A 25,205-nucleotide genomic window follows, 5' to 3' on the forward strand; every position below is an offset into this window, starting at 1 on the left:
TATCCCAAATAACCCCTGCCGGGCATGATTTTGCACAAGGAGCCGGTATGCATACGGTACTGGAAAAAATGAGCCTGATTGACGGACTGGGACAATGCCTGCCGGATGCCGTGCTGGTGTTTGAAAACAACCAAATTGCTGCAGCCGGCCCCAATGGACAGGTAAAGATCCCGGAAGATGCGGTGCGCCATGATCTGTCTGGCAAATTTGTCATGCCCGGGTTAATCGACGCCCATATTCACCTGGACATGCACGGCATGGCCGACACCTGTCATGAAAGCCTGGTGGAGGACAAGCTCAGAACCCTGCGCGCTGCCCGGGAGATGGCCAACACGCTCAGATCCGGCATCACCACAGTGAGAAACGCAGGCTCTGCCAATTACATCGACATTGCCGTCAAAAGGGCCGTGGAAGAAGGCCTGATTCCGGGCCCACGCATCCTGGCTTCCGGAAAAATCATCTGTATGCTGTCCGCCGGCAGTGAGTATTTCAAGGGCCTGTACCGGGAGGCAGACGGCGTGGATGAAAACCGCAGGGCCGCCAGAGAGCAGATCAAGGAAGGCGCTGACGTGCTCAAGGTCATGGCCACTGGCGCCATCATGAACCCGGGCGGCATACCCGGTGCCGCCCAGCTCGATGTTGACGAAATACGGGCCGTGGTCAATGAAGGTCAAAAGGCAGGCAAGCACACGGCCGCCCACGCCCACGGGGCACAGGGAATCAAAAACGCCGTGCGCGCAGGGGTGCGCACCATCGAGCACGGCACCCTGGCAGATGCCGAAGCCCTGAAAATGATGGCGGACTCCGGGGTTTATCTCATCTCCACCCTGAGTTCCAATTACTGGATGTGCAACAACGATTCCGAAGAAATCTGCCAGCAGATCCCCCGATTCATGTCTGACAAGGCCAACGATGTTGCCCGCATCCGGCTGGAAAACCTGCACCATGCCATTGCCGAAGGCGTCAGCGTGATCATGGGAACCGATGCGGGAACTCCCTATAACTTTCACGGCAAAAACGCCATGGAGCTCATCCAGTACGTTAAAAACGGCCTTATGGATCCTATGGAAGCCATTATCGCCGCCACCAGCCGCGCCGCAAAAGCCCTGGGACTGGAAGATCGGGTCGGGTCCCTGACATCCGGAAAACTGGCCGACTGCATCGTGGTCCACCAAAACCCCATAGACGACATCGAAGCACTGGGCTCCCTGGATCAGATCTTTTTGGTATTCAAGGATGGAAAGCCTGTATCCGGAAAGGTTGACACCAGCCAGTGGTCGCCTGACTCGCCCCTGGGCCCGGGATAAATCCTGTTTTGCCCGTTTTTCTCACCCGGGCCGGCCAATACAATTTTTTCGCCTGAAACAACAAACCCGGCCGCATGTCCCTGTGGTTTCCTGTGGCGGGTGCCCTTCATTCCGGCAATAGGGGCAAACATTATAAAAGACAGATGATCTGGAGGTTCCGCCATGAAAAAAATCCTGTTTCTGTGCGATGCCAGTGATATTGACATGGTGGAGCAAAGCTTTGCCCGCCAGAACAGATATGATCTCACCATTGAAACATCGGAAAAAATCCTCCAGTTCGGGGTGCGGCCCTACCTGGAGCAGACCATTGAACGGATCAGAAACAATCCGGAAATGTATGACGGCATTGTGGGGACCCATGACTCCTCAGCCGTGTTTGCCGCCATTATCGCCCAGGAAACCGGCCACCGGTTCGCGCCGGTCAACGCGGTGATCAACACCCAGAACAAGTACCTTTTCCGGCGCATCCAGCGCGATATCCTCCCGGAATTCACACCGGCTTACGCCCTGGCCCTGGACTATCTGCGCAAGCCGTCCCGGCTTTCGTTTCCGTTTTTCATCAAACCCGTGCGCGCCAACATTTCCTTTGGCACACACATAGTGGAGCAGACAGGCGAGCTGGAATACCACATGGCACGGGAAAGCTTTGATATCGCCCGATTCAACCAGTATTACCTAAATGCCCTGGCCATTGACCCGGCTTATCACAACGCCTTAAACGTTGCCACTTGCAACAATTTTTTGTGCGAGGAACTGGTGTCCGGCACCCAGGTAACCATGGACGGTTATGTGTTTGAAGGGGAAGTGACCTTTTTTGGCATCACCCGGGCGGTTTATCACCCAAATACCAACAGTTTCTTCTATCACGCCTTTCCGCACCGTTTTGACCCGGCTCTGCAGGACAAGATCGAAACAGCCCTCAAAAAGCTGATTCCGGCCCTGGGTATTGACAACAGCTTTTTCAACGTGGAACTGCGGGCAGACGAGGAAAAACAGAGATTCGGCATCATCGAGATCAACAGCCGCATTGCCTTTCAGTTTGCCAAGACCATCAAATCGGTCACCGGCACAGACCCCCTGCATATGCTCTGCGACGTGGCTACGGGCCAAAGGCCCGACCCAATAAAAACGCGCACTATGACCCATGGGGCCTGCTTCAATTTTGAACTGCATCTTTTCCATGACGCCCGGATACTGCAGACCCCAACCCAGAGCGCATTTGAAGAAATCCGCCTGAAATATCCCGAGGTCAGCATCCGCAACCTGATCCATGGAAATGCACATTTATCGGATTTCAAGCACAACCCGGAAAGCTACCGCTACGCAGTGGTGGATGTGCCCGGAGACAGCCACGAGCAGATCATGGAAAAATATTACCAAGTGGTTTCCATGCTCGGCTACCGATTCAGCAAGGCCCCGGAAGACGGGAAGGTCAGCTGCATAATGGCCGAATCCCCGCCGCACAGGACCTATGGCGGCAGCCGGGAAGTCGCCTCCCAGCCTGTCCCGGAGGACTGAAAACCCATAAAAAAAACTTGACTTGTGCGTTTTCATCCCTAGGGTAAATTGAACAAAATCAATTTAACCAAAGGAGTTTTTTTTATGCAAAAAGTTGAAAACGGCAAGTTTGTCACCGTTCAGTACAAGGGCACCCTGGATAGCGGCGAAGTTTTTGATACCAGCGATGAAAGCCAGCCCATGGAGGTCATGGTGGGCGCAGGTCAGGTAATCCAGGGCTTTGAACAGGCCCTGCTGGGCATGGGCTTGAATGAAAAAAAGTCCTTTACCCTGGAGCCGGACCAGGCTTATGGCAACCGGGATGAAGAACAGCTGCACACTTTCTCCCGGGAGGAAGTGCCCCCGGAGATGAACCCCCAGGTGGGCGATGTCATCGGCCTGCAAACCCCGGACGGACAGCAGATCCCGGCCAAAATCGCCCAAGCCGACGACGAGAAGGTGGTGGTGGACTTAAACCATCCCCTGGCGGGCCAGAATTTGAACTTTGAAATCGAGGTAAAGGCCATCAATGACGAGCCGACCCAGCAGATGCAGCCCGGATGCGACACCGGCGGCTGCGACTGCTCCTCGGGCTGCTCCTGCTGATTGCGCTAACAAATATTTATCTCTCATCCCCCCCCTAAACCGGGGCAGCGGGCCGGAAGGCCCCTGCCCCGGTTTTTTATGCGCCAAAGCCTGCCCCTTCAGCCATCCCCCCTGCGGTTCACGCCGCAAAACCGCCATTGACACACAAATTCTGCCCGCTGATCCAGCCGGCTTCGCCGCTGACCAGAAGCAGTACGGCACCGGCAATATCGCCGGGGGTGCCGATGCGGCCGAATGCGGCCATATCCGCGAGATTTTGTATTTGTTGTTCTGTCTTGCCCTGCCTGAACAGTTCCGTATCCACGGGTCCGGGTGATATGGCATTGACTGCGATTTTTCTGTGGCCCAGTTCCTTTGCCAGCACTTTGGTGATCTGCTCTACAGCCCCCTTGGTGGCGGCATAAACGCCATAATCAGGCAGCATCATCTTTGTCACGGACGAGGAAATATTGATGATTTTTCCGCCATCCGCCATTTTTTGGGCCGCCTGCTGGCAGGCAAAAAACAAGCCCTTGACGTTTAAGGCAAAACTATCATCAAATTCCTTTTCAGTGATGTCGGCAATTTTTTTAAACAACGCAATGCCGGCATTGTTGACCAGAATGTCGATGGAACCGAAATGTCGCTCGGAGGCGTCAAACAACGCCTTGATCTCGCTGATCTTTTGCATGTCCGCTTGCAGGGAAAAAGCCTGCCCGCCGTTTTCAATGATCTGTGAGACCACCTCATCAGCCGCTTTTGCATTGTTGGCATAATTGACCACCACCGAGGCGCCGGATTGGCCGAGCTTCAAAGCAATTGCCCTTCCAATGCCCCGGGATGCACCGGTTACGATAGCTGTTTTGTTTTTCAATCCAGCTTGCATATTCCCTCTTCCTTTTTTATTTGCTTTTTTTCGGATTCCGCCATCGCCGTCAACGCCTCCGGACTGGAACTTTTATTGTCAACACAAGCATCGTCTCGGCTGCAGAAAAAGCTTTTGCTCAGCTATCGGGCATGGCGTTTTCCACCCGATCTCTTCTGGAAAGGATGGATCCGGGATCAATTTCCCATAGATTTTCAAACACATAGTCAGGCTGATAAGGAAAGCGGTTCATGGTCTCCCGGCTGGTCACCCCGCTGAGAACCAGGCATGTGGTCATCCCGGATTCCAGCCCCCCCACAATATCGGTGTCCATCCGATCACCGATCATAAAGCAGTTGGCCGAATGCACGCCCAGTTTCTTCCGGGCCCAGAACATCATGGCCGGATTGGGCTTTCCCAGAAAGTAAGGGGGCACACCTGTCACGCGTTCAATGGGGGCAACCAGGGCGCCGCAGGCCGGCACCGGTCCCCTCAGGCTGGGTCCGGTCAGATCCGGATTGGTGGCGATGAACTTGGCCCCCTCCTGGATCAGCAGGGTTGCTTCAATGATTTTGGCGTAATCATATTGCTCGGTCTCTGCGACAATCACATAATCAGGCCTGTCAGAGGTAATGGTGATGCCCGCCTTTTCCAGTTCCTCGACAATCCCCGGGCCCCCGATTACATAGGCGGAGCAGCCCTCCGGCCGCTGTACCCGGAGAAAGCTGGCCGTTGCCATGGCAGAGGTATAGAAGCAATCCTCAGGGACATCAATGCCCATGCCCATGAGCCGATCCCTGATTTCCAGCGGTTTGTGGTAGGAGTTGTTGGTCAGAAACAGAAATTTGTAACCGCCCTGCTGCAGTTTGCCGACAAACTCGCCGGAACCGGAAATCAGGTGGGAGCCGGTATAAACGACCCCGTCCATATCCATGATAAACGCTTTTTGGTAGGTCCTGTTGTCCTTATGCATAAGTTAAACCGTTGGTGGTGCGTTAAAAAACACCTTGCATCCCGGGTGATTGCCTTGCCATTGGCGTTTGGCCGGTTCTGCATGGCGTCTTGTGCGATTTTTCAGTGATAATGGTTTCGGAAACTGCCGCTTCAAAAACCAAACCCTGATCATAGACATCTCAGAAGTTCAATTTATCATATAATCAAAAAATTTCATCAAACCATTCCACCTGCTTGATTTCGGGCCTGGCAACACGGGAAAAAGAAATACTGTTACTGGTGGGTTCCGGATTTTTCCGGCTTTGCACGGGAAGAATTTTAAGATATGATGCATGCAACTTTCAACTAGACGGCAAATAATAAAAGCGAAATGCATCAGATGGACCAACCTGCAGACATAGTGGTGATCCCCAAAGAAGAGGCCGTATTCTGGCTCGACAGCGAGGGGTGGTGGCGAAATGACGGCGGACGGTTCCGGAAAAAGAAAATCATCGATTATTTTCACCGGCACATTAACCATGACGAAAACGGCTATTTCGTTCTCCAGGACAAGGGCGGAATCTGGGAGAAAGTCTATTTCCCCTATGAAGACACGGCGTTGTTCGCATTTGACATCCGGAAGCAAAACAACGACATATGGCTGGTGCTCAACACCGGCCGGGAAATCCTGCTGGATCCGGAAACGCTTTATATCCAGGGTGACCGGCTCTATGCCATAAACAACGATGAGCACATCCGATTTGCCGAGCGGGCCATGATCCGGATGTGCGCACTCATGGAAGAAGATGAAAACGACCGCCTGCAAATCTGCACAAACGGCCGTAAATACGTAATCACAGAAAAATAAAGAAAACAGAAATGCCCACAGCAGCCAGGGACATCCAAACCCGTTCCGTCTGGAATGAATTTCTGTCTTATAAAACCACCCTGGCCACAAAAAATCGCGACTACAGCCAGTGGCACAAAGGGCGCGAGAAATTTGCGGTGTGGACCGTGGGCATTGGCAATGAACAGGTCCGGTCACGCTTTGATGCGGCAAAGGCGTGGATGGAGCCCTTTCTTTTCTCCCCCTATTATCGCCAGCCCCATGTCACCCTTCTGGTATGCGGCTTTCTAACCCATAAACCGCGGTTCAGTGATGATTACAGCAGCCAAAGCCTGCACCGCCATCTGCAGGATCTTTGGCAGCCGCGCATAGAGCCCTTTGAAATCTGCATCGGCGGCATGAACAGTTTTGCAGCAGCCCCGTTTCTGGAAGTCTTTGACACCCAGGGCGGACTGGCAAAAATCCGGCGCATTTTAACCAACAGCTTTTGTGAAGACCGGACAAGGGCTTATGTTCCGCACCTGACAATCGGCCTGTATGCCGGTGCGTTTAACACCCGGGATGTGGCCGAAAAAATGGCGGCGTTTCAGACAAAGGACCGGATTTCCTGCCTGGTGGACAAAATCACCCTGTCCACCTATTGGCCACTTGAAATCGCAGGCCCGCTCTCAGCCCAACAGGAAATCCAGCTCAAAACAGCCGGCAAATGATCAAACCACCTCCGCGTCAGGCGTATGCGAAAACCCGCACAAGCTGATGATGCCGATGCTGCGATTGTCTCGACTCCCGCAGTGAAGGTGGTGGTTTTGAGGAAGGAAGCCCTGCGGCCGGGGCCGGTTTTTTCGCTCCTGAGCCTTTTTGCGGATTCAGCCAATGCCTTCGCCAAAATTTCAAAAACTCGGCCTCACGGCCTCAAACAGTTTGAAATTTTCCGGCTCCGGCATTGGCTGAATTTTCCCGCAAAAATTCTCAATGTCGCTTCAAAAACCCGCCCCCGCCCTTCGGGCTTCCTTGGAGCCCCACGCCCGAATTCGACAACTCTGTAAAACACCCTGGAAACCCCCTTTCGGCTTGACCAACTATTTAAGTATCAAAACCCAAAGGAACTCTTGGTAAAAACCAGTTGCTGAAACATCTTTCCAGAGCATCGGCCATGAACCGGGGCGGGGGTGGTTTGTTTGACTGCATTGGCGCGGTTTCGGCATAAGATCGGACCGGGGGCTTTGGCGCCCGGAATTTTAAACTGTCTGAGGGCGATCCGCCCGAGTTTTTAAAATTCCAGCCAAAGTCCCGGCCCAATCGCCGAAAGCACGCCGCAGACAAACAAATCACAACCGACCCGACACATGCGAAAACCGGAACAAGCTGATTATGCCTTGGTTATGCCAATGTTGCGGCTGTGACTCTTTCCGGGTTAAAGATGGTGGTGGCTGGGGGGAAGAAAGCCCTGCGGCCGGGGCCGGTTTTTTCGCTCCTGAGCCTTTTTGCGGATTCAGCCAATGCCTTCGCCGAAATTTCAAAAACTCGGCCTCACGGCCTCAAACAGTTTGAAATTTTCCGGCTCCGGCATTGGCTGAATTTTTCCGCAAAAATTCTCAATGTCGCTTCAAAAACCCGCCCCCGCCCTTCGGCCTTCCTTGGGGAACCTCTCACAAATGCGATACCCCCTTAAAACACATTAGAAACACCCTTCCAGATCATCAACCCTGCATCGATTCAAATTTAGAGGACTTCCCGGGAAAAAACAGTTGCTGGCACATATTTCCAGAGCGCTGGCCATGAACCGGGGCGGGGGTGGTTTGTTTGACTGCATTGGCGCGGTTTCGGCAAAAGATTGGGCCGGGGCTTTGGCGCCCGGAATTTTAAACTGTCTGAGGGCGATCCGCCCGAGTTTTTAAAATTCCAGCCAAAGTCCCGGCCCAATCGCCGAAAGCACGCCGCAGACAAACAAACCACCCCCGCCCCGGTTCATGCGAAAACCCGCAAAACCTGATGATGCCGATGCTGCAGCTATCACGGCTCCGGTGATAAAAGTCGTGGTTTGCGGATAAAAAGCCCCTTTCCAGGCAGAAATCAGATCTTGCCACGCTCCTTAGCAATGCGCATATAGGTTTCCATGCCGGATTCCGGAGGCAGGTAAAGATTGTCCTCGGATTTTTTCTTTAAGGCCATGGCATCCGTGGGGCAGGTGGTCACGCACAAACCGCAGCCGATGCAGCGGTTTTCCACCACATGCGCTTTTTCATCAACCATGGAAATGGCATCCATCTGGCAGCGTTCCACGCAGGTCTCGCACCCCACGCAGACCTCTTCATCAACTTCGGCAAAATAGTTGCTCTTGACCGCTTCTGCCGGGCTATCCTGGAGTTTTAACGACCGGAGCATGCCGCAGCAGCAGCCGCAGCAGGAGCACATGCCGCCCACACTCTGGGAGTTAAACGGCTGCATCACAAGGCCGGCCTCATCATTTTTGGCAATGATCTGTTTGGCTTCTTCCTTTTCAATATAGCGGCCCATGCCGTTGTCCACATAATAGGCCGCGTGGGAGCCGAACAGAAAACAGGTTTCCAGGGGCTTGTCGCACGCCTGGTCGATTTGGGCCGCAGAGGTCCGGCAGATGCACGGGGCCACGGCAATGGTCTTCTGGTTGTCGATGATTGTCATGGCGTCTTCATAGGCGGCAATGGGCCATTCAGATACGATTTCCCGGTTGATGGGGATGGTGCGCATCACCGGGGTGGACCATTGCTGAAAAGTCTTGCCCAGGGCCTGCTGATAATAAGTTTCAAGCTCTTCTGCGAGCTCTCGGTTCACACGGTTTAACTGAAACTCATAAATGCCCACCACAAAGGGCACGGCTGAATACCTGACCCGGTCGCCCTTTTTATGCCGGAACAACAGGCCCCGGGAAGCCATGTCCTCGAGATGGGATGCAGTCTGGTCTTCGGGCAGTTCCAGGCGCCTGGCCACGCTTTGCGGGTCTTCGAGCATGGGGGTGAGCATCAGAAACATCCGGGCGTCTTCCTCGGTGAAAAGCTGCTTTAAAATGCTGATTTCCACGCTGTTTTGCGTGGCCGGAAAACCCGTTCCCAGGTCGTCGAGCCGCTGGCGCAATTGTTCGTATACCTCACTCATGGGGCCTCCTCAAAGGTTCAATGTTCGATGTTCGATGCTGCAGGGATGAAAACGGTTTTGATTTATGACTTTATTTTTGATCGCCAGGGTTGTCAACGAAAATAAAACGACCGTTCGTTATTTTAAACCAGCTTTTGATTCAATGGCGACATGCGGCCTTTGGCAGACAAAGGCTATGCCTGAAGGGATTTCCAGTCCCAAACGGGTGCATCAGGATTTTCCGGGGTCCACGACCAGGGCCAGCCCAAAGGCAGGGGGGTGCAAAAGGTCATGCGCTGTTTTTGGGTGGGATGATCAAAGGCAAGTTTTCGGGCAAACAGGGCCAGTTGTTTTTGCGGCATGGGATCTGCCGCACCATAGCGCAGATCCCCCATGACCGGAAACCCCAGATGGGCCAGCTGAGCCCGGATTTGGTGGTGACGGCCCGTGTCCAGTTCGATTTCCAGAAGAGTCTTGTTTTCGGCGGTACTCAGCACCCGGTAGGAAAGCCGGGCCTCCTGGCTCTTTGCAGTGGAGGCGGCCACAATGCGGCTGGTGGGGCCTTTTCGCACCATATTATTGACCAGGTCCCCGCCCCTGCCGGGAACCACCCCATGGACCACAGCCAGGTATTGCTTTTCCACCCGGCCCGTGCGAAACTGACGGCCCAGGCGGGAGGCGGCCTTGGAAGTGCGGGCAAACACCACCACCCCGGCCACCGGCCGGTCCAGGCGGTGAACCAGGGCCAGAAACACGTTTCCGGGTTTTTCATACCGGATCCTGATATATTCCCGGGCCAGGTCCAACAGGCAGACATCGCCTGTGCAATCGCCTTGTATCAGCAGCCCGGATGGTTTATAGACCACCAGCAGGTGATTGTCTTCGTAAAACACCGGCCATTTGGCCGTGTTGATAAAACCGGGATCAATGTTCATGATTCAGGGTTCAGGATTAGTGGTAACTGATTAAAAAAAAAATGAATAATAACTCGTTTCAAAAAAAGCCGGAAAGCAAAGCCCCGGGTCCCAAAGACATGGACCGGATTCTGCAAAGCTGCGGCATCGCACTTTCTCCGGACCGGATCGACCTGTTATGGCAATACCACAACCGGCTGCGCCAGGCCAACCCGGAATTGAATCTCACCCGGATTCACCGGTTTGAAAACATGGTGATCAAACTTTATGCAGACTCGATTCTGCCCGGAGAGCTCACCGCCCTTCCCTCGCCCCTGCTGGACCTTGGCACGGGCCCGGGCATGCCGGGAATCCCACTAAAAATCGCTTTTCCGGACACAGAAATCGTGCTGGCCGAAACCCGGCAGAACCGGGTGGTGTTTCTGGAGCAGACCATTTCCTCGCTCGGTCTTTCCGGCATCCGGGTATACGGTCATGCCGTGACCCCGTCATTTGAGCAGATGTTTGCCGGCGTAATCACCCGGGCAGTGGAGCATATGGACAAAACCCTGCACCGGATTCAGGGCTGCGTGAAAACCGGCGGCCTTGTGATTTTCATGAAGGGCCCGGGGTGCGCAGATGAAATAGCGGCCGCACAGCAGGCCTTTTCCTACAGCTTTGAACTGCGGCAGGACAAGGCCTACAGCATCGGCAACACCCCGAATCAAAGACGCCTGGTAATATTTGAACGCACAGACGCACCCCCGGCCCGCCGCAGACAGCAGGCTGCGGAAAAGCACCGGATCCGCGACATCCAAAGCGCGCAAAACACCACATACAAGGATCTGAAAAAACTGCTGACCGCAAAGGGCATGAAAAAGCAAAACCAGGCCCTTGTGTCCGGGGCAAAGCAGATCACAGACATTATTGCCCAATGCAGCGGCAAATGCCTGGCCTGGATTTCCGGGTCTGAAAACCAGCCGCCCCCGGAAAATCTGGCCAGCCGGGCCGCCTGGTACCGGCTGGCTCCGGAACTGTTTGACACCCTGGACGTGCTTGGCACCCGCTCGCCCCTGCTGCTGGTGGAAATCCCTGTCATCATTCCGTGGCATCCCGGGGCCGGTCTGCCCCCGGGATGTACGGTTCTGGTGCCCTTTCAGGATCCGGAAAACGTGGGCGCAGTAATCCGGTCGGCCGTGGCTTTTGGCGCGGAAAACATCGTGCTGCTGGCCGAAGCCGCCCATCCCTTCCACCCCCGGGCCATTCGGGCCTCCGGTGGTGTGGTGATGCATGCCAATCTCATGCAGGGCCCGCCCATCGGCGAACTGCCAACAGATCTGCCCGTGGTGGCCCTTTCCATGAGCGGCACGCCCGTCTTTGAATTTGCGTTTCCCCAATCCTTTGCCCTGCTGCCGGGCATGGAAGGCCCGGGCCTGCCCAGGGGGCTGAAAAAAAACGCGGTTTCCATTCCCATGAGCCCAAAGGTGGAATCGCTCAATGCCGCGGCCGCCGCAGCCATTGCCCTTTACACCTGGTCGCAGACAAGGCGTATATAAATGTTTCCACCAGCCACCAAAAAACAGATGCAGGACATGGGCTGGGACGGCCTGGATGTGATCCTGGTCACCGGGGACGCTTATGTGGATGTGCCGCACATGGGCGCTGCCGTTATTGCCAACGTGCTCATGGACGCGGGTTTCCGCACCGGGGTGATCGCCCAGCCGGACATGGACGATGGCGCTGATATTGCCCGCCTGGGCGAGCCGGAACTGTTCTGGGGCGTGACCGGCGGGTGCATGGACTCCATGGTGGCCAATTACACGGCTTCGGGCAAAAAACGCAAAAGCGACGATCTGACCGCGGGCGGACAAAACACCCGTCGGCCGGACCGGGCGGTGATCGCCTACACCAACCTGATCCGCAGGCATTTCAAAAATACCCGGCCCATTGTGCTCGGCGGGATGGAAGCCAGCCTGCGCCGGATTTCCCATTACGATTTTAAAACCAACAAAGTGCGCAGAAGCATCCTGTTTGATGCCAAGGCCGATGTGCTGGTCTACGGCATGGGGGAAAAAACCGTAACAGAACTTGCCCGCCGCCTTCAAAACGGACAGGACTTCACAGACCTGCGGGGCATATGCTATGCCGCAGCCCAAAAGCCCGAAGGATTTCTTGAACTGCCCTCCCATGCCAGGGCCGCCGCAGACAAGGACGCCTTTGTGGAAATGTTTGCCGGATTTTACAAAAACACTGATCCTGTCAAGGCCCGCGGTCTCTGCCAGCTCCAGGACACCCGCTACCTTGTGTGCAACCCCCCGCAACTGCCCCTGATCCAACAGGAGATAGACCGCATCCATGAACTCGGCTACAGGCGCCGGGCCCATCCCGTGCACGCGGAACAGGGCAAGGTGCGGGCGCTTGACACCATCGCATTTTCCATTATCTCCCATAGGGGATGCTACGGGGAATGCCACTTCTGCGCCATTACCGCGCTTCAGGGAAAAACCGTGATCAGCCGCAGCCGGCCGTCCATCCTCAGAGAGGCCGAAAGCCTGGCCCGGCACCCGGATTTTAAGGGCGTGATTTCAGACGTAGGCGGACCCACTGCCAACATGTATGCAATCGAGTGCCGGAAAAAGGCAACCCACGGGGCCTGCATCCGAAAAAGATGCCTGGGCGACCGGGTCTGCCCGGAACTGGCCGTGGACCACGGACCCCAGATCCGGCTGTTAAAGGATTTGCGCAAAATTTCCGGTATCAAACACGTGTTTATCGGCTCGGGCATCCGCCATGACCTCATCCTTGCCGATTCCCAAAACGGGCAGGCCTACCTGGAGCAGATCATTTCCCATCATGTTTCCGGCCAGCTCAAAATCGCCCCTGAACACAGCGAAAATCATCTGCTCGCGCTCATGGGAAAACCCGATATTGACATCACCCGGCAGTTTATCCGCCGCTTTCGCAAAACCGCCCAACGCCTGGGCAGGAAATATTATCTCACCGGCTATTTCCTGGCCGCCTACCCGGGGTCCACGCAAAAGGACATGGAAGCAGTAAAGGACTTCTGCACCCGGGAAATGGGCTTTGCCCCGGAACAGGTCCAGATCTTCACCCCGGTTCCGGCCACCGTGGCCACACTCATGTACTGGACAAAAAAAACATGGCCCGGCAAAAACCCCCTTTTCGTGGAAACCGACCCCCGCCGCAAACAGGCCCAAAAACAAATCCTCACCCCGGCAGCCCGCACGGCCAAACCCAAAAAACCACAATAAAAGCACCTTTTCAACTCCCTTCTTGACAAACCCGATGGTTTGGGTAAAACTTGGCTGAAAGCATGTAAGTAAGTTTTACTTTATTTTGTCATTCACCTCTAAAGCCGGGCAGACATGGACATACAGGAACCTCCCCGGCAGGTGCCGCCCGGGCAAATCAAGATTGAAAATGCCCTTCGCACCCTGCTGGAGCAAAAGGATTTCAACTCCATTACCACCGCGGAAATCGCCCGCACCTCAGGGGTTAACGAGGCGCTGATCTATCGCTATTTCAAAGACAAGCGGGGCCTTCTCCACCAGGTGCTGGCAAATGACCTCAAACGGTTTGTCTACCAGATCCGGGTGGAAATCGACCGCCGGAGCGGGGCGCTGGAAAAACTGCGCCTGATGATCCGGCTGCATTTCTATTATTACGCGGAAAACCGGATATTTGCCAAAATCCTGCTGTTGGAGGTCAGAAATTACCCGGCCTATTATGAAAGCGAGACCTACAAAATCGTCCAGGATTACAGCAAAATGATCCTGAAAATAATCCAGACAGGGGTCAGAAACGGCGAGATCAAACAGCATATCGACCCTCATCCCATCCGTCAGGCCATTTTGGGCGGAATCGAGCACATGTGTCTGCCGGGCGTGATCTTCGGGGGCCATATTCCCGCAGACCAGTATGCAGACGATTTGTTTGAAATCATTGCCAAAGGCATTGCAAACAAATCTGCAACCGCATCAATTCATCACAAGGAGGCATGAAAATGGAGATTTCCGGAAACGCATTTATTGTCACAGGCGGAGCCTCCGGACTGGGCGCGGCAACGGTCCGGGCGCTGGCGGCAAAAGGCGGCAGGGCCGCCATCTTTGACCTGGCCGACGACACCGGCGCATCCCTGGCCGAAGAACTCGGGGACGCGGCCATCTACTGCCACACGGATGTAGCCGATGAAACCTCGGCACAAGACGCTGTTGCCAAAACAATTGCGGCCTTCGGCGCCGTCCACGGGGTGATCAACTGCGCGGGCATCGGCATTCCGGCAAAAGTGGTGGGCAAAAACGGGCCCATGCCCTTAGACAAGTTCACCAAAACCATCCAGGTCAACCTGGTGGGCACCTTTAACGTCACCCGCCTGGCGGCGGCCAAAATGGCGGAAAATACACCCAACAGTGAAGGCGAGCGCGGCGTGGTGATCAATACTGCATCTGTGGCCGCATATGAAGGCCAGGTGGGCCAGGCCGCCTATTCGGCATCCAAGGCCGGCATCGTGGGCATGACCCTGCCCATGGCCAGAGAATTTGCCGATCACGGCATCCGGGTGGTCACCATTGCCCCGGGCCTGTTTGAAACCCCCATGTTTGACGCCCTGCCGGAAAAAGCCCGGGAGTCGCTGGAAAAACAGCTGCCGTTTCCGTCGCGCTTTGGCCGGCCGGCTGAATTTGCCCTGATGGTGGAATCCATTTTGGCCAATCCCGTGTTAAACGGCGAAACCATCCGCCTGGATTCGGCCATGCGCATGCAGGCCCGGTAGCTGTCATTTTTTTACCATCTCCGGAGGTTTTTCCATGAGAAAAGTCGCTGTTGTGGGCACCGGGCACACGGATTTTGCCGCAGAGTCGCCCAAAACCGAAATTGAAATGTTCTGCGAAGCCGCCACTGAGGCCATGGCCGAGTGCGAAACCGGCCCGGAAAAAATCCAGGCCCTGTACTGCGGAAACGTGTTCGGCGATTTTGCCGAGGGCCAGGGCATGATCCAGTCCTATATCGCAAATGAGCTGGGCATGCACAACATCCCGGCCACCCGGTTTGAAGGGGCCTGCGCTTCAGCCACCCTGGCCATCCGGGATGCCTTCATGTGGGTGGCCTCGGGTTTTTACGACATCGTGCTGGTGGGTGGAACGGAAAAAGCCACGGCCATGAGCACGCCTCTTGCGACCCGGACGTTTGCCATGGGCACGGACGCCAAGTACGAATTTGCCGCAGGCCTTACATTTCCGGGTTTTTTCGCACTGCTGGCCCACTTGTACGCCCATACTTACGGCGTTTCCATGGAGCGGCTGCGCGAGCAGATGTCGCTGGTTTCGGTCCAATCCCATTTTTACGGCACCAAAAACCCCCATGCCCAGTTCAAACACAAGGAAATCACCGTGGATCAGGTATCCAACGGATTCATGGTGGCCTCGCCTTTGCGCCTGCTCGACTGCTGTCCGTTTTCCGACGGGGCCGCAGCCCTGGTACTGGCCTCGGAAGATGTCGCCAAAAAACTGACCGCCAAACCCGTTTTCATCACCGGCTCAGGTCAGGCCTCATCGCCACGGTTAAGCGCCCAGGCCCCTTATCTGCCCCGGCTCCGGGCCAGGGAGATTTCGGCAAAGCAGGCCTATGACATGGCCGGCATCGGCCCGGCAGATATTGATATATGCGAGCTGCACGACTGCTTCAGTATTGCCTCGATCATTGCCGCAGAAAACCTGGGTTTTGCAGAAAACGGCACCGCCGGGCAGCTCTGGGAAAAGGGAGAAACAAAAATTGGCGGTAAAATCCCCATCAACATTTCCGGCGGCCTCAAGGCCAAGGGCCATCCCATCGGCGCCACGGGCGCATCCCAGACCTGCGAGATCGTCCGCCAGCTGCGCGGGGATCTGGTCGATTCAGGCCGGCAGGTAAACGGAGCCAAAACCGGGCTGGTCGACACCCTGGGCGGAGACGGCACCATTGCCAACCTGGTGCTCCAGGCGGGCTGGTAAAAAAAAACGAAACCAAGGAGAAAGCCATGGAATACAAGCTTTCCTTCAGGCAATATCACAAGGCACTGATGAAAAACAAGCTCATGGGGCTTTCCTGCCCCAGGTGCGGGGCCGTGACCTGCCCGCCGCAGATGAGCTGCCGCAGCTGCACCGCCTATGACCTGGAAATCACGGAACTCTCAGGCAGGGGCAAAATCACCACCTTTACCACCATTACCGTGGCCCCGGAGGGCCGGGAAAGTGAAGCCCCCTATATTGTGGTGCTGGTGGAGCTCGAAGAAGGCCCCTGGATCATGGGCAACCTCTATGACCTGGACCCGTCCCGGGCGGATCTGAGCCTCATCGGCAAACAGGTGGAACTGGGCTGCCGGGTATTTCCCGGAGACCGGTACTCAGACGGACCCATGGCAAGGCCGGCGTTTCGGTTTGCTTGAAAACAGAGGGCTGAAAATATCTTTCCACGTCCCTGCATCGGTATTTTTGCGGGAAGGAAGCCCTGCATAGATTCAAATTCAGAGGACTTCCCGGTAAAAAGCAATTGTTGCCGCATATTCCCAGTGCCCCGGCCATGGGCCGGGGCGGGGGTGGTTTGTTTGGCTGCATTGGCGCGGTTTCGGCAAAAGATTGGGCCTGGGCTTTGGCGTCCGGAATTTTAAACTGTCTGAGGGCGATCCGCCCGAGTTTTTAAAATTCCAGCCAAAGTCCCGGCCCAATCGCCGAAACCGAGCCGCAGACAAACAAACCACCCCCGACCCGGCTCATGCGAAAACCCGCACAAGATGATTGCACAGATGATGTCGTCACGCTCCCGGCAATAAAAGTGATGGCTTGGAGGAAGGAAGCCCTGCGGCCGGGGCCGGTTTTTCCGCTCCTGATCGTTTTCGGGAAAAATTCATCAAATGCCTTCGCTAAAATTTACAAACTCGGCCTGTCGGCCTCAAACAGTTTGAAATTTTTACGCTACGGTATTTGCTGAATTTTTCCCGAAAACGCCCAATGTCGCTTCAAAAACCGCCTCCGACCTTGGACTTCCTTGAAACGCCCGGGTATTGTTCAGGCTGTACCTCCGGGAGTTGTGCCCTTTGACAAGGCCCTTTACCCGCCGAATGCCGGCTCGGGGATATCCACCACCGCCCGGCAATTTCGCTGCAGGGACTTGATCCGGCCGGCGGTAACAGGCAGGATGGATTCAATGTAATAAGCAGCCGACTGGATCTGGCCTTCATAAAAGGCGGCATTTTTGTTCTTTTTGATCTTTTCGGCACGCGCGTCCCCTTCGGCCCCGCCGGTGATCTCCCCGAGCCTGGGGGCGGCCACAACAGCCCGCCACAGAAGCATCCATGCCATGATGGTATCTCCCACAACATCGAGAAACGGCATGGCCTGGCCGAATGCCACCTTGAAGTCCGATGACGTGCCGGTCTTGCCCATGTGCATGGCCGCATTGCCCAGGTCATTGACCGCAGCTTCCATGTCCTTTGCCAGGCTTTCCAGGGCCGGGATCTCCCTGGCTGCGGCCGTGGTTTTCTGCATCTCCCCCAGCAGGCTCATAAACACCGCGCCCTTTTTCATTCCCAGCTTGCGGCCCAACAGATCCATGGCCTGGATGCCGTTGGTGCCCTCGTAGATGGAGTTGATCTTGGAATCCCGCAGCAGCCGCTCTATGGGGTAATCCTCGGTATAGCCGTAGCCGCCGTAGCACTGCATGGCCTGAACCGTGGCCTCAAAGCCCCGGTCCGTGCAGTAGGACTTGATCACCGGGGTCAGAAGATCCACCAGATCCTGGCATCCCTGCTTTTCCTCCTCGTTTTGGGCGCACTCGATTTTGTCAAAAAGATGGGCCACGTAATAAACAAAGCTGCGCATGCCCTCTGTGTGGGTCTTCATCCACATGAGCATGCGCCGAACATCCGGATGCCGGATAATGGGCACCTGGGGGGCTTCCTTATTCTGCAGCTGCTCCATATCCCGGCCCTGCAGCCGCTGACGGGCATAGTCCAAAGCATAAAGATAGGCGCAGGAGGCGTTAAACAGCCCCAGGGCACCCACGCCCAGGCGCGCTTCGTTCATCATGTGAAACATCACCTGCATGCCCCGGTTTTCCTCGCCCAAAAGCAGGCCCCGGCAGCTGCCCTTGCTGCCGAACGACAGCTGGCAGGTGGGGCTGGCATGCAGGCCCAGCTTTTTTTCAATGCCCGTGCACACCACATCGTTTGGCTCGCCCATGGAGCCGTCCGCGTTGACCCAGATCTTGGGCACGACAAACAGGGAAATGCCCTTGGTGCCCGCCGGCGCGCCCTCGATGCGGGCGAGCACCGGATGGATGATGTTTTCGGTCAGATCGTGCTCGCCGTTGGTGATAAAAATCTTGTTGCCGGAAATCGAATAGGTGCCGTCATCATTTTTCCTGGCCGTGGTCGACAGATTGCCCACGTCAGAGCCGGCCTCGGGCTCGGTTAACACCATGGTGCCGGCCCATTTTCCCGAGTACATGTTATAGAGAAACATTTCCTTCTGTTTGTCCGTGCCAAACACCTCGATCATCTTGGCCGCCCCGTGGGTGGCAAAGCCGAACGCGCCAAAGGAAAAATCCGCGCCAACAATATATTCCGCCGCTGCCTGGGCGATTAAATGCGGCAGGCCCTGGCCGCCGATTTCCGGGTCCTCGCTCAACGCAATCCACTCGCCTTCGCACAAAAGCTTGTAAGGCCGGTGAAAACATTCCGGCACCCTGACCTGGTTGTTTTCAAAGGTCAGGCCCACCCGGTCGCCTTCCTCGTTTACCGGCAAAAGCTCCTTGATGGCGAAATTGCGGGCTTCCTTGACCACCATGTCAAACATCTTTTTGTTCATGTCCTGATAGCGGGCGTTTTTTGTCAAAGACGCCGCATCAAACTGTTCATACAGGACAAAATCCACGTCCCTTTTGTCTGCAATCTGCTGTGCCATTTTTTTGATTCCTTTCCTGGGATGATCTGCAAAGATGTTCAGAATAATGAAAACCGATAGAAAAAATTATTTTAGCGATGTTTTTGATCAAAAGTCAACGTAAACGTGAAGTTTGCAAATGTTTCGAAAAAAGAAAAACCCAAACTGAATGTTTTAAATTTTAAAATTTTTTATCTCCCTATTCTTTCAGGAAAAAATAAAATGCAGAACAGCTTCTTTATTATTTGACTTTTGCGGAAACGGGTCTATAGTCATTTTAATCTTATAATGACTTGAGATGATTACCCGGACGGTTTCTTTCCAACAGCACAGCTATTTCGATAGTGGCCATCCGAAGGAGACCAAGAGAACTTTCACAAAAGGAGGATGACACTATGGCAAATGGCACAGTAAAATGGTTCAGCGACAAAAAAGGCTTTGGTTTTATCGAGACCGAGGATGGAACAGATGTTTTTGTTCACCATTCCGGGATCAATGCAACCGGTTTCAAATCGCTCAACGAAGGCGACAAGGTCACTTTCACGGTTCAGCAGGGGCAAAAAGGCCCGGCAGCCGTTGACGTGACCGTGGTATAATTTATACCCGCACCATGAGGCAATTCAAAAAGCGTCCGGGATCTTTCCCGGGCGCTTTTTTTATTCGCGCAATTTTTTACCGGACAAACTGCAGGCAACTGCATGGCAGGTGTTTGCGGCCGAAACTTGACAACAATGTTTGGGCAGGACTATTTTAACAGCATTTGACATTTGAAATCTTTACCATACAGGAGTCTGACCATGGAAACAGCTATCAGATCCGCCGCCTGCAGCCTCATTTGCTGTCTCACAGCAGCCGCCATGTTTTTCCTGGCCTCCTCCCCGGCCATGGCCCAAAACCCGGATGAAGGGGGGCTTTTCCCGAAAGAGGAGATTTTCAAGCCGATCCTGGCCGACCCCAAGGAACCCCGGTTTTTCGGCTCTGTCCGCCACATAAACAATGAGATGAGAAAAGACTTTACCGGCGCGGCCATCGGTCTTGGCGAGACCTTTGGCGTCTACCGCAAAAACCTGGGACCCGAGCGTGCCTGGCAGATCAGCATCAGCGGCGGAGTCTTTTCCCATTTTGACATGGACACCTCCTCCTATGACCTGCTCAACTCGGATTACAGCATCGGCCTGCTGTGGACATACCGGGACCGGGACGCTTCCCTGCGCCTGCGGGTCTATCACCAAAGCTCTCACCTGGGCGATGATTACGTGTCAGACGATCCCGGCCTTCTGGATAAATACTCTGGATTTGACTACGAGGCCGCAGAGTTGATCACCGCCTACGACTGGGAGCCATTTCGCGTATACGGCGGCATCCACTACCTGCTCCAGCGGGACCCGGGCCACATGGACCGGTGGAGCTACCAAGCGGGGGTGGAATATGAAAGCCCCAGTCCAGTCCTTTTCCACGGGGTGCCCGTGGCCGGCGTGGATATCAAGGGAGTCCAGGAAAGAAGCTGGACCCCTGCCGTAAGTGTAAAGGCCGGACTCAAGTTCAAAACCGCAGACAGCAGCCGTGACATCATGGTCCTGGCCGAATACTATGACGGTTTTATTCCCTACGGGGCTTTTTATGACTATGACATGGACGCATTCGGCCTTGGGGTCTACTTCGGGTTCTGATCCATGCGGCAGGCTGCTGCATAGGGGTTGAGTGCATTGCGAATCTTCCAATCCGCAAGATCCCGCGACGCCGGGGCCACGGCTTTATCCGCCACGGAAGGGGACAAATCGGGCATGTACTGCCGAATCAGCGGCTCGGGAATGGTCGTGCCCAGGTTGTTTTCCAGCTGCTGCACCGCCGCCTGCAGCCGGTCTCGGCCCCAGTAATAGCGCACCCGGTCCAGGTAACTGAAAAGCACCCGCCAGTCCGGCACCGGTCCTGAATCGGGATGGTGACCGGACCAGTGCCCGGGAAACTGCGCCATCTCCTCGCAGAGCACCTCCCGGAGACCGGACAGGACAACATCTTTGCGGCTGCCGAGCCACTCCTGTTCAATGCAGGCCAGGGCAAACAAAACCTCGCGCAGGGCAAAGGTCAAAGCCGGCCCCACCTTGAGCAGACAGAAATGATCGCGCACCATCTGCGCAAGCGCATCCGGATGCTGAAAATCCGTGGCATGGATTTCATAGGTCATGGCATTGGGCAGCCGGTCATGGAAGGCGGACAGGGCCGCGGCCGGCAGCCGCTGGTACGGCGCCACCCAGAGACCGCCGAAGTCCACACCCGGCTGGACCACCACGGCAATGACCCGCAGCCAGGCATCCTCAAGTCCCAGGCGTTCAAACTCCTTTTGACAGCAGTCCAGGTACCCGGCCAGTTCACCGGGATCTGTCACCGGCACATCCCCGGGTTCCGCCATGGAACCGCCCGGGGTGGGCACTTCCGCACCGACCACGTAGACCGGCCAGGAGGCCCCGGCCGGCAGCTTTTTTGCCGCGGCTTCGGCTGCCCGGCACAGACGCGCAGCCCGCTCTGCGGAAACTTCCGGAGCCAGGGGGCCGTCCGGATCATCGCCCAGGGCCATGCTGGCATCCAGGTGAATCTTGGCATAACCCGCGGACACGCAATGGGCCACCAGGGTTTCGGCCTTGTCCATGGCGCTGTCGGCAGTCTCGTTTTTCCACACATGCGGGCCCAAATGATCGCCGCCGATAATCAGCCGCCCTTTGTCAAAACCCATTTGGTCTGCCATGGCGCTGATGTATCGGGTAAAATCCGCCGGTGTCATGCCGGCATAGCCGCCAAACTGGTTGACCTGGTTGCAGGTGGCCTCGATGAGCAGATCGCTGGTGTCTGCCGCAGCCCGGGCAAACGCGGCCAAAAGAACCCGCGGGTGAGACGAGCACACCGAGTAGATGCCTTCCGCCCTGCCCCTTCGCTGATGCGGCCCCATGGTTGTGAGTCGGTTCTGCATCATCATTAAAACACCGGCTGCGGCATGTCGTTTGGATAGTTCACGGTAAAGGAAATGGAAATCTCCCGGCTCCGGCCGGGTTCCAGCTCCATTTCCCACTGCATGACCCCTGACTTATCGGCAAAATCCTTTTGGTCGGGCTGCGGTGAAAAGGAAACGTCTTTTACCTCTATTCTGTCGGTTTTGGAAACCGGTACGCTGTCCCGCACATGGATTGTAACCGGTCTTTGCTTTCGGTTTTCCGCAACAATCCGGTATTCCAGTTCCCGCACCACCGTGTCACGCTCGATTTTGCCGAAAAACCGGGTCTCCTTGCGATGATCCCGAAGCTTTTCCCGCCGGACCGCCACTGATCGGTCCGCTCCCATGCCCAGCACAAAGGGACGGCCTGCGGGCTGCTGTTCCAGAAACATGCGGCCGGCATACCGGCCCTCGAAAAACACCTGCACCGGTCCGGCCAGCAGTTCACGATCCGCCTCTGCCCGGCATACAAGAAAGGCCTCTGGCACCCGGCGGGGAACGGCGAGGTGATAAAACCGGCTTTCAAGAGTGCGGGTAAAAAGGGGCAGCAGGCTTTCATCCTCCCCGGAGGCCACGGAAACCGGCACGGGCAGATCATATTCAAAGGACAGGGCGGTTTCATGCTTTTGCGCCTCAGCCATGGGTGCGGGTGCTTTGGCATGCGCGCCCATGGCCATCTCTTGCATGCGGGCGCCTGCGTCCCGGTCGGCTTTGCGCGCAACCGGGCCGGGAACATCGAGAAACCAGGGCGAAAGTTCGGGCAGCCGCCCGCCCTGGACCGGCTCGGCAGTGGAGACCGAAAGATCAACATCCTCCCAGTCCTCGCCTGTTTTCTGGCTGACCTGAGCCATCATGGAAAGATCCAGACCCTGGTCTGCATCCGCGGCCATGGCCCGGTAAACAGGCGACCAGCCGGCATTTTTCACCACGTACCTGGCGGCAATGTCAACAGTTTGAGCGATTTTTGAATCAAACAGGATTTCAATGGCCGAGGCGGTTTTGTCGGTCCGGTCCCGGAGCATATCCAGCTCCCGGTTCACCTGCCGGATCTGTTTTTCAAGCTTGTCCAGGCTGTCCTGCGCCTTTCGCTGCCCGGCCAAAACATTGGTGTACTGATTTCCCAGAAAATCCCGGGTAGCAGCCAGATCTTCCAGGGAGGGCATCTGCGTCTGAATTTCCCGGGGCACCTGGGTTGCGGAAAACTCCGCCACTGAATCCAGAAACGCCTCCTGGCGCTGGAGTGCGGTTTTTTCATCCGTGATTTCCTGCTGCTCTGCTTTGAGCTCATCACGCCGGGCTTCGAGTTCCCGGATCTTTTTCCTGGGCGAATCGGCAACCGGCATACTGGCCACCCCAACGCCCAGAATCTGCCCTTCTCCCCGGACTTCTGCGGTCACAGAATCCGGATCCATGGAAAAGGCATCCACGCCCACCAGCAAACGATGGGTGCCGGCATCCACAGCGGTTTGCCCCTGGCGGGTGACCCGGGCCTGGTCAAAATAAACCGTGGTGCTGGTGATTTTGGTGGAAACCGTCTGCTGTGCGCCAAACGCAACACCGGCAATGAGCACGAAACCGGTGATCATCACGGCCGCCCGGATTGTTTTCATATTCCCTCCCGTCGGATTTCAACCTTGTTTTGCAAATATTGTTTCACCTGTCCCAAAGGCAACTGTTTGCGGTGGAAAATGCCGGCTGCAAGGGCGGCTTCCACGCTTGTGCGCGTAAAGACCTCAAGGAAATGTTCGGCGCTGCCCGCACCGGATGAGGCGATCACGGGTATGGAGACCGCATCGCAGACCGCGCTGATCAGTTCCAGGTCAAAGCCCGCACCCGTGCCGTCCCGGTCTATGGAATTGAGCAGAACCTCCCCGGCGCCCAGCTCCTGGCAGACCCGGGCCAGGGTGACCGCATCCACGGGCCGGCCCTCACGCCCCCCGCTCACCGTGCACTGAAACCAGCAAAAACACCGGCCTTCCGGGTCGGGCTCAGCGGTTTCAATGACTACCTGGTCCGGGGCGTCTGCCGGGTCATGGACATAGACCCGCCTGGGATCCACCGAGATCACCACGGCCTGGCTGCCGTAGACCTCGGAAATCTGTTCGATGGCGCTTTCTCCGGTCTTTTTTCCGGTTTTGAGATAATTTTCCGCGATATAAACCGCATCGCTTCCAATGGAGATCTTGTCCGCGCCGGATCTGAAATATTGCGCAGCCACCTCCAGAGAAGACCAGTTGCGGCCGTCTGCATCCGTATAGCTTCGGATCCCGCCGCCAATGGTCAGGGGCACAAAAACGTGCTCAGATGTGCGGCGCAAAACATCGAGCATGGGCATGTCCTGCATGGGAAAATCCCGGAATCCCGTGATGTTTAAAAACGTGATTTCATCTGCCCCCTGGGCATAATAATCCCGGGCCAGGTCCACCGGACCGCCAAGATCCCGGACCTGCCCGTTTTCGCGCACATCATAATGATCCCCCTTGGTGACCACCAGCTGCCCGGCGTCATCTGCGCGCACATCCAGGCAGGCCACGATCCTTTTGGCCAGATGCGTCCGAACCGGGTCCCGGAGATCTATTGCGGCTTCCGGACCGGGTTCAAGAAAATTGCGCAGCACTGCAAGCCCGGCTGCCCCGCTTTTTTCCGGGTGAAACTGGGTGGCGGCGATGTTGCCCGCAGCCACGCTGCTGACAAACGACTGGCCGTAATCTGTCCGGGTCAGCACAACATCCGGGTTCTGCGGCACCACGTGATAGGAATGAACAAAATAGAATTTCTCGTCCTCGCCCAGGCCGGCAAAGAGGGGGGTCGGCTTTTTCACGCAAATGCCGTTCCAGCCGATGTGGGGCACGGACAACTCGGTTTCAAACCGCCGGACCTCGCCCGTGAAAAATCCGAGCCCCGCAATTCCGGGGGCTTCATGGCTTTTTTCAAAAAGGGCGTGCAGCCCCAGGCAGATGCCCAAAAAGGGCTTGTCCGCGCGCAAAAAGGTCAGCAGGGGCTCCACAAACCCTTTGTCACCCAGCACCTGCATCATTTTGCCAAAATTGCCCACCCCGGGAAAAACCAGTTTTTCCGCCCGGGCGATATCATCACCGGATGCGGCCATGTGCACGGTGTGGCCGGATTTTTCAATGGCATTGACCACGCTGCGGACATTTCCGGCGCCATAATCAAGCAGTGTTATCATTTTATCCCTTTTTCATCCCTGATTCCGGTTACCCCTGAGATTCAATCCTGAC

The 25,205-nt window shown here is 55.9% G+C and carries 22 protein-coding genes; 14 read left to right on the forward strand and 8 right to left on the reverse strand.

What is annotated here, in order from left to right; translation table 11 throughout:
• The first annotated feature begins 47 nt into the window (after positions 1-47).
• The 3 genes from HNR65_RS14010 (at position 48) to HNR65_RS14020 (ending at position 3,410) form a co-directional block, all read left to right on the forward strand.
• Complete coding sequence (locus tag HNR65_RS14010; protein ID WP_181552141.1) at positions 48-1,307, forward strand: metal-dependent hydrolase family protein; 1,260 nt, start codon at positions 48-50, stop codon at positions 1,305-1,307.
• A 162-nt stretch (positions 1,308-1,469) separates the two neighbouring features.
• Positions 1,470-2,825, forward strand: coding sequence for an ATP-grasp domain-containing protein (locus HNR65_RS14015; protein ID WP_181552142.1), 1,356 nt, complete (start codon positions 1,470-1,472; stop codon positions 2,823-2,825).
• Between the two features lie 84 nt (positions 2,826-2,909).
• Positions 2,910-3,410 (forward strand): FKBP-type peptidyl-prolyl cis-trans isomerase, encoded by a 501-nt coding sequence (locus tag HNR65_RS14020; protein WP_181552143.1) that lies wholly within the window; start codon positions 2,910-2,912, stop codon positions 3,408-3,410.
• Positions 3,411-3,528: 118 nt separating this feature from the next.
• Here the strand turns inward: HNR65_RS14020 and HNR65_RS14025 are convergent, their stop codons facing one another.
• Both HNR65_RS14025 and HNR65_RS14030 read right to left on the reverse strand, forming a co-directional pair.
• On the reverse strand, positions 3,529-4,275 hold the full coding sequence (locus HNR65_RS14025) for an SDR family oxidoreductase (RefSeq protein ID WP_181552144.1): 747 nt from the start codon (positions 4,273-4,275) through the stop codon (positions 3,529-3,531).
• Between the two features lie 118 nt (positions 4,276-4,393).
• Positions 4,394-5,227: an HAD-IIA family hydrolase gene (locus HNR65_RS14030; RefSeq protein WP_181552145.1), complete on the reverse strand. Its 834-nt coding sequence runs from the start codon at positions 5,225-5,227 to the stop codon at positions 4,394-4,396.
• Between the two features lie 360 nt (positions 5,228-5,587).
• Between HNR65_RS14030 and HNR65_RS14035 the strand changes: the two genes are divergently transcribed.
• The 3 genes from HNR65_RS14035 to HNR65_RS14045 are packed head-to-tail and all read left to right on the forward strand — an operon-like array spanning position 5,588 to position 7,080.
• Positions 5,588-6,055, forward strand: coding sequence for an MFS transporter permease (locus HNR65_RS14035; protein ID WP_181552146.1), 468 nt, complete (start codon positions 5,588-5,590; stop codon positions 6,053-6,055).
• Positions 6,056-6,066: 11 nt separating this feature from the next.
• Entirely contained in the window at positions 6,067-6,744 is a 678-nt protein-coding gene (locus tag HNR65_RS14040) for a 2'-5' RNA ligase family protein (protein ID WP_181552147.1), read from the forward strand.
• A 24-nt stretch (positions 6,745-6,768) separates the two neighbouring features.
• Positions 6,769-7,080 (forward strand): hypothetical protein, encoded by a 312-nt coding sequence (locus HNR65_RS14045; protein WP_181552148.1) that lies wholly within the window; start codon positions 6,769-6,771, stop codon positions 7,078-7,080.
• Positions 7,081-8,107: 1,027 nt separating this feature from the next.
• On the opposite strand, the gene HNR65_RS14050 is transcribed toward HNR65_RS14045, so the two are convergent.
• Together HNR65_RS14050 and HNR65_RS14055 are read right to left on the reverse strand one after the other, a co-directional pair.
• Positions 8,108-9,169, reverse strand: coding sequence for a 4Fe-4S dicluster-binding protein (locus tag HNR65_RS14050; protein WP_181552149.1), 1,062 nt, complete (start codon positions 9,167-9,169; stop codon positions 8,108-8,110).
• 173 nt (positions 9,170-9,342) lie between these two features.
• Positions 9,343-10,083, reverse strand: a complete 741-nt coding sequence (locus HNR65_RS14055) for an RluA family pseudouridine synthase (protein WP_181552150.1) — start codon at positions 10,081-10,083, stop codon at positions 9,343-9,345.
• Between the two features lie 41 nt (positions 10,084-10,124).
• Here HNR65_RS14055 and rsmG point away from each other — a divergent pair, with 41 nt between their 5' ends.
• From rsmG to HNR65_RS14085, 6 genes are all read left to right on the forward strand, one after another.
• Positions 10,125-11,597, forward strand: coding sequence for a 16S rRNA (guanine(527)-N(7))-methyltransferase RsmG (rsmG, locus tag HNR65_RS14060; protein WP_181552151.1), 1,473 nt, complete (start codon positions 10,125-10,127; stop codon positions 11,595-11,597).
• Positions 11,598-13,313, forward strand: coding sequence for a YgiQ family radical SAM protein (locus HNR65_RS14065; protein WP_181552152.1), 1,716 nt, complete (start codon positions 11,598-11,600; stop codon positions 13,311-13,313).
• Positions 13,314-13,427: 114 nt separating this feature from the next.
• On the forward strand, positions 13,428-14,063 hold the full coding sequence (locus HNR65_RS14070; RefSeq protein WP_181552153.1) for a TetR/AcrR family transcriptional regulator: 636 nt from the start codon (positions 13,428-13,430) through the stop codon (positions 14,061-14,063).
• Between the two features lie 2 nt (positions 14,064-14,065).
• Complete coding sequence (locus HNR65_RS14075) at positions 14,066-14,833, forward strand: 3-hydroxyacyl-CoA dehydrogenase (protein WP_181552154.1); 768 nt, start codon at positions 14,066-14,068, stop codon at positions 14,831-14,833.
• A gap of 34 nt (positions 14,834-14,867) precedes the next feature.
• On the forward strand, positions 14,868-16,049 hold the full coding sequence (locus tag HNR65_RS14080) for a thiolase C-terminal domain-containing protein (RefSeq protein WP_181552155.1): 1,182 nt from the start codon (positions 14,868-14,870) through the stop codon (positions 16,047-16,049).
• Positions 16,050-16,075: 26 nt separating this feature from the next.
• Complete coding sequence (locus tag HNR65_RS14085; protein ID WP_181552156.1) at positions 16,076-16,483, forward strand: Zn-ribbon domain-containing OB-fold protein; 408 nt, start codon at positions 16,076-16,078, stop codon at positions 16,481-16,483.
• Between the two features lie 661 nt (positions 16,484-17,144).
• Here the strand turns inward: HNR65_RS14085 and HNR65_RS14090 are convergent.
• A complete protein-coding gene (locus tag HNR65_RS14090) occupies positions 17,145-18,998 on the reverse strand; it encodes an acyl-CoA dehydrogenase (protein ID WP_181552157.1) in 1,854 nt (617 codons plus the stop codon).
• A gap of 374 nt (positions 18,999-19,372) precedes the next feature.
• On the opposite strand from HNR65_RS14090, the gene HNR65_RS14095 reads away from it, so the two are divergent.
• Positions 19,373-19,573 carry a cold-shock protein gene (locus HNR65_RS14095; protein WP_181552158.1) on the forward strand — a complete coding sequence of 67 codons (201 nt, stop codon included), beginning with the start codon at positions 19,373-19,375 and terminating at the stop codon, positions 19,571-19,573.
• A gap of 201 nt (positions 19,574-19,774) precedes the next feature.
• On the forward strand, positions 19,775-20,647 hold the full coding sequence (locus HNR65_RS14100) for a DUF1207 domain-containing protein (protein ID WP_181552159.1): 873 nt from the start codon (positions 19,775-19,777) through the stop codon (positions 20,645-20,647).
• Here HNR65_RS14100 and HNR65_RS14105 read toward each other — a convergent pair.
• The 3 genes from HNR65_RS14105 to hisF are packed head-to-tail and all read right to left on the reverse strand — an operon-like array spanning position 20,632 to position 25,153.
• The gene (locus tag HNR65_RS14105) at positions 20,632-21,948 is read right to left on the reverse strand and encodes a class II D-tagatose-bisphosphate aldolase non-catalytic subunit (RefSeq protein ID WP_181552160.1); all 1,317 of its coding nucleotides are present in this window, start codon (positions 21,946-21,948) and stop codon (positions 20,632-20,634) included. The two genes, HNR65_RS14100 and HNR65_RS14105, sit on opposite strands and share 16 nt — an antisense overlap.
• Positions 21,948-23,573 (reverse strand): DUF4139 domain-containing protein, encoded by a 1,626-nt coding sequence (locus HNR65_RS14110; protein WP_181552161.1) that lies wholly within the window; start codon positions 23,571-23,573, stop codon positions 21,948-21,950. Before HNR65_RS14110 ends, HNR65_RS14105 begins: the two co-directional genes overlap by 1 nt.
• A complete protein-coding gene (hisF, locus tag HNR65_RS14115; RefSeq protein ID WP_181552162.1) occupies positions 23,570-25,153 on the reverse strand; it encodes an imidazole glycerol phosphate synthase subunit HisF in 1,584 nt (527 codons plus the stop codon). Before hisF ends, HNR65_RS14110 begins: the two co-directional genes overlap by 4 nt.
• Between the last annotated feature and the right edge of the window lie 52 nt (positions 25,154-25,205).

The sequence above is a fragment of the Desulfosalsimonas propionicica genome (assembly GCF_013761005.1).
Taxonomy (GTDB): Bacteria; Desulfobacterota; Desulfobacteria; order Desulfobacterales; family Desulfosalsimonadaceae; genus Desulfosalsimonas; species Desulfosalsimonas propionicica.